Below are 4,708 nucleotides of genomic sequence, written 5' to 3' on the forward strand. Positions count from 1 at the left end.
TCCGTCCGGTATACTTATGACAGTGCCTCGGGAGGTGGATCCTTGGCTGAAGAGGGCCAGAGAGGTTTCTTGGCGGCGAGGAAGGTCGTTGTCCTGCCTCAGGTCCGCCGCACGAGCCTGGCCCTGACCCTCCTCGAGTTCGCTCACTCCCTCGTCCTCATGCTCTGGGTCGGCTCGCTCGCCGGCTTCTGCCTGATCGCCGTTCCCGTCCTCTCCTCGAGCCTGCCGAGCAAGGACCTCGCCGCCCGCGCGATCCTCGCCATCCTCGAGCGGACCGCCTTTCTCGGCTGCGGGGCCGGAGCCTTCCTGCTCCTGACCACCTTCCTGATGCACGTGGCCTCGCTGCGCAGAATGCGCGCGACGATCGTCCAGATGCTCCTCCTGCTCGGGATGACCGCCGCCGCCGTCGTGTCTCAGATCGCGTTGACTCCGAGAATTCAATCGCTCCTGGCGGACCTGCGGCGCGGCGACCTGGCGATCGGATCGGCCGCCCTCGACGGGGCGTTCCGGACCCTTCTCGCGACGACGCTCTGGCTCCTGTCCCTCCAGATCGCGGCCGGGATCGGCGTGCTCCTCTTCGCCGTCCGCCGCTGGTACCGCTATCTCCCGAGCCGGGGAGACCGAGGGGGCGCCGACGCCTTCTACTTCGACCCGCGGTACCGCTAGCACGGCCCTCTCGAGATCCCACGTCTCCCGCATGTTTTGTGCCTGATTGGACATAATTGACAGTACAGCAACTGGATAGGCCATCGCGCAGCGCAGAAAACTCTCCCTTCTCGAGCTTCCTTGTTGGATAATCCCGCTCGACGGACTTCGACCTTCGGAGCTGCGCGGTCATCGGTCCGTCCGGCGCGTTCGCGAAGGAGAGCGCATGCGGATCTTCGCGGCGAGTTTCAAGGGGAGAGATGGTGGAAGGGTCGTTGCCGATAGAGTCGTTCCTCGAGAAGTACGCCTCGCGATTGGAGGCATGGGTTTCTTCCCTCCAACTGGATCTTCCGCCCGAGTCGCAGAGCAGGTCCCGCTTGGAGCGAGGCCTGCCCTGGATCGAGGCGGAGGGGCTCAAGCCTGATCCCGCGCAGGCAACCGAGGTTCTCCGCGACCTGCTATCCGATCTGCGAGCGAGCGCGATGTCGAACCTTCCCGTGCTCGATCGCGTGCTGGACGCGGTGCGGACCGAGAAGATCTCCGGCGCGGCGTTCCTGAAAGCGCTTCTCGATCGGGACGGCGCGACCGTCGATTCGATGGCAGAGCGTGTCGGCGTGCCGACACAGATTCTCCACTTCATAGGAGTCTTCTTCGCGAGGCCGTTTCTGGCCGCCGCGCACAAGGGATTCGATCCGAGCAGCGTTGGAGCCGAGGAGGCAGGGGCACTGTGCCCCGTGTGCGGGCAGGAGCCCGCGCTCGCGGTTCTGATGGTCGACGATGGGCGAAGGCGCCTCTGGTGCCGCTGCTGCGGCGCCGCGTGGACCGTGCGACGCCTGCGATGCCTCTCCTGCGGGAATGAGGACAGCGCGAGCCTCGGATACTTCAGCCTCGAGGGTGAGATCGGCCGTCGGGTCGATTACTGCGAGAAGTGCCGCCGCTACATCAAGACGATCGATCTGCGTGCCGGCGGAGGAGTGCAAGACCGCCTGCCCGGCGACATGGACGACCTCACGAGCGGAGACCTCGACGACGCCGCGGTGCGCGAGGGGTTCATCCCGCTCATGGGGGAGGAGGTGTCCGCCGAGTGGCGACGGACTGGTATGGGGAGTGAACGCGAGAGGGGAGGGCTGTCATGAGAGTATCTCGCCGAGCCTTCTTGGGGACGCTTGGCGCCGCGCCGTTTTTCGGACTCGTGCCGGCAAGGGCCGAGGAGGAAAAAGCGCAGGTCCCGGCCAAGATCCAGCATGCCAAGGAGACCACGACGATATGTCCCTACTGCGGGGTCGGATGCGGGCTCATCGTCCACGCGCGCGACGGCGCGGTCGTGAACATCGAAGGGGATCCCGATCACCCCATCAATGAGGGAGCCCTCTGTAGCAAGGGGGCGTCGATCTACCAGATCAGCAACAACGACCGCCGCCTGACGAAGGTCCTCCATCGGAAGCCGGGGGCCGGCGACTGGGAGGAGATCCCCTGGGACGACGCGATGAAGCGGATCGTCGAGCTGGTGAAGAAGACCCGCGACGAGACCTGGCTCGGAAACGATGGCGGCGCCACGGTGAACCGCACCGACGGGATCGCCTGCCTCGGAGGCGCGGCGCTCGATACGGAGGAATGCTATCTCCTGTCGAAGGCGATGCGCTCCATGGGGGTCGCCTGGCTGGAACATCAAGCCAGGATCTGACACAGCTCCACGGTCGCCAGTTTGGCGGCCTCCTTCGGTCGGGGCGCGATGACCAACCACTGGATCGACATGACGAACGCTGACGTCGTCATGATCTGTGGGAGCAACGCGGCCGAGAATCACCCCTTGGGGACGCGCTGGATACGAAAGACGAAGGAGCGGGGCGCGATCGTGCTCTGCCTCGACCCGCGCTACACCCGGACGGCGGCGTTCTCCGATGTCTACTGCAAGTTCCGCTCGGGAACCGACATCCCACTCGTGAGCGGGATGATCAACTATGCCCTGCAGAACGATCGCATCCAGACGGAGTACGTCCGTCACTACACCAACGCCACATTCCTGATCGACGAGAAGTTCGGCTATCAGGACGGACTCTTCTCCGGCTACGACCCGTCGAAGCGATCCTATGACAGGAGCAGCTGGGCCTACCAGCTGGACGGCGCTGGGGTCCCGAAGCGCGACATGACGATGCAGCACCCGCGCTGCGTCCTCCAGCTCATGAAGAAGCACTTCGCCCGCTACGACAAGGAGACCGTCACCAGGATCACCGGCGCGCCGTCAGAGCAGTACGACAAGGTGTGCGAGATCTTCACCTCCACCTGGGCGCCGGACCGGGTCGGAACCTGGCTCTACGCGATGGGGACGACCCAGCACACCAACGGCACGCAGAACATAAGAACCTATACGATCCTGCAGCTCCTGCTCGGGAACATCGGGATGGCGGGCGGGGGGGTCAACGCCCTGCGCGGCGAGTCGAACGTCCAGGGCTCGACCGACATGGGGCTTCTCTTCCACGTGCTGCCGGGCTATCTGCGCGCGCCGGGCAAGGGCGAGGAGCGCCTCGCCGATTACCTGGAGAAGGCGATCCCGAAGACCAACGACCCGATGAGCGCCAACTGGTGGCAGAACTACCCGAAGTACATCGTGAGCCTGCTGAAGGCCTGGTGGGGGGATCGCGCGACGGAGGCGAACGACTTCGCCTACAGCTACATCCCCAAGGCGAGCGGCAACTGCTCGTTCATCTCGCTCTTCGAGGCGATGAACAAGGGGAAGATCAAGGGTCTCTTCTGCTTCGGGATGAACCCCGCAGTCGGCGGACCGAACTCCAACAAGGAGCGCGGCGCCCTGGCGAACCTGGACTGGCTCGTATCGATCGACATCTTCCAGACCGACACATCGGTCTTCTGGAAAAGGCCGGGGGTCGACCCGAAGGAGGTCAAGACCGAGGTCTTCCTGCTTCCCGCCGCCGCCTCGATGGAGAAGGAAGGGACGGTCGCCAACAGCGGCCGCTGGGTACAGTGGCGCTACAAGGCGGTCGATCCCCCGGGTCAGGCGCGGAGCGACGCGCACATCGTGAGCGACCTCGTCCGGGGGTTGAAGGCCGCCTATGCCGGCGGGGGCGCCTTCCCCGATCCGATTCTCAATCTGACGTGGGACTACGGCGAGCACGGCGAGCCGGACATCACCCTGGTCTCGAAGGAGATCAACGGCCGCTTCCTCAGGGACGCTACCGCGAACGAGAAGCAGTTCAAGGCCGGGCAGCAGGTCCCGAGCTTCGCGTTCCTGCTCGCGGACGGCTCGACGGCGTGCGGCACATGGATCTACTGCGGATCCCACACCGACGCCGGAAACATGATGACCCGAAGGTCTCTGGAGGATGCGGTCAACAAGATCGGCCTCTACCCGAAGTGGGCATGGTGCTGGCCGGTCAACCGGAGGATCCTCTACAACCGCGCCTCGGTCGATGCCGAGGGGCGGCCGTGGGATCCGAAGCGCTGGGTCATTCGCTGGAATCCGGCGCTGGCCGAGGGCAAGGGCGCCTGGGAGGGCGATGTCCCGGATGGGCCGTGGCCGCCGGGAAGCAAGCATCCCTTCATCATGCGCCCGGAAGGACTGGCCTGCCTCTTCGCGAACGCGCTGGTGGACGGTCCGTTCCCCGAGCACTACGAGCCCCTCGAGAGCCCGCTCGAGAACCCGATGTCGTCGCAGCAGAACAACCCGGTCATCAAGATCTGGGAGCCGGACAAGATCGGAAGTCGCGAGGCCTATCCGGTGGTCGCCACCACCTACCGTGTGAGCGAGCACTGGCAGGCGGGAGCGATGACGCGGAACATCCCGTGGCTCGCGGAGCTGATGCCGGACATGTTCATCGAGCTCTCGAGCGACCTGGGCCGCCGTTCCGGAATCAAGACCGGCGACTGGGTCCTCGTGGAGTCGGCGCGCGGCGCGCTGCGTGCCCGCGCCCTCGTCACGGAGAGATTCCAGCCCTTCCAGATCGACGGACGACTCGTGGACGAGATCGGCATTCCCTGGCACTGGGGATACAGCGGGCTCGTGACCGGCGACAGCGCCAACGTCCTGACGCCGCACGTGGGAGAC

The 4,708-nt window shown here is 65.4% G+C and carries 4 protein-coding genes; all 4 read left to right on the forward strand.

The window, feature by feature from the left end:
• Positions 1–42: 42 nt before the first annotated feature.
• Positions 43–666, forward strand: coding sequence for a DUF4149 domain-containing protein (locus tag FJY88_11975; GenBank protein ID MBM3288051.1), 624 nt, complete (start codon positions 43–45; stop codon positions 664–666).
• Positions 667–905: 239 nt separating this feature from the next.
• Positions 906–1,781 (forward strand): formate dehydrogenase accessory protein FdhE, encoded by an 876-nt coding sequence (fdhE, locus tag FJY88_11980; protein MBM3288052.1) that lies wholly within the window; start codon positions 906–908, stop codon positions 1,779–1,781.
• Positions 1,778–2,329: a hypothetical protein gene (locus FJY88_11985; GenBank protein ID MBM3288053.1), complete on the forward strand. Its 552-nt coding sequence runs from the start codon at positions 1,778–1,780 to the stop codon at positions 2,327–2,329. Before fdhE ends, FJY88_11985 begins: the two co-directional genes overlap by 4 nt.
• A 48-nt stretch (positions 2,330–2,377) precedes the next feature.
• A partial coding sequence (gene fdnG / locus FJY88_11990) for a formate dehydrogenase-N subunit alpha (protein ID MBM3288054.1) occupies positions 2,378–4,708 on the forward strand: 2,331 nt, incomplete at its 3' end.

The organism is Candidatus Eisenbacteria bacterium (assembly GCA_016867495.1).
GTDB lineage: Bacteria > Eisenbacteria > RBG-16-71-46 > CAIMUX01 > VGJL01 > VGJL01.

Coding starts and splice junctions, on each gene's coding strand:
- fdhE (MBM3288052.1), top strand. CDS start 906: ATGGTGGAAGGGTCGTTGCCGATAGAGTCGTTCCTCGAGAAGTACGCC.
- FJY88_11985 (MBM3288053.1), top strand. CDS start 1,778: ATGAGAGTATCTCGCCGAGCCTTCTTGGGGACGCTTGGCGCCGCGCCG.